This is a genomic window from Pedococcus sp. P1_H8 (genome assembly GCF_056405175.1).
Genome location: NZ_JBFUCP010000057.1, coordinates 1 through 626, shown reverse-complemented (window position 1 = coordinate 626; position 626 = coordinate 1). Strand labels below are relative to the sequence as shown.

Here is a 626-nt window from a genome sequence, read left to right as displayed (position 1 = left end):
GTGCCGGACTGGGCGGCGTCGCAGGTCCGCGACGTGCCGGACCGTAACCGGCAGCTCGAGGGCCTGATCGCCGCCGGCAGCTGGGACTTCGACCCCACCGGCAGCGCGACCGAGATCCTGCAGACCCTGGTCAGCGGGAGCGCCGAGAAGTACGAGTCCACCGGCATCAGGACGGCCGGTGCCGCGGTCGCGCTGCAGCCGTACCAGGTCCTCATCGCCGCATCGCTCGTCGAGCGTGAGTCGCTGCCCGAGGACTTCGGCAAGGTGGCCCGGGTGATCATCAACCGGCTCGCGGAGCCGCAGAAACTCGAGTTCGACTCCACGGTCAACTACGCCCTCGACACGACCGAGGTCGCGACCACCGACGCCGACCGCGCGCGGGTCACCCCGTGGAACACGTACGCCAAGGACGGGCTGCCCGCCACGCCGATCTCCTCGCCGAGCATCGCCGCGGTGCAGGCCGTCGAGACCGCGCCCGCGGGGGACTGGCTGTACTTCGTGACCATCGACAAGCAGGGCACCACGCTGTTCACCAAGGGCTACGACGAGCACCTGGCGAACATCGTGAAGGCCCAGGGCAGTGGGATTCTCGACAGTGGTCGCTGATTCGACATCCGAGGTGGGGA

1 protein-coding gene is annotated in these 626 nt (G+C 69.2%); it reads left to right on the top strand.

Annotation, left to right across the window (positions count from 1 at the left end):
- Positions 1-606: endolytic transglycosylase MltG (locus tag AC1DYG_RS18795; RefSeq protein ID WP_477641390.1), on the top strand; the 606-nt coding region annotated here is incomplete at its 5' end.
- Positions 607-626: the final 20 nt, after the last annotated feature.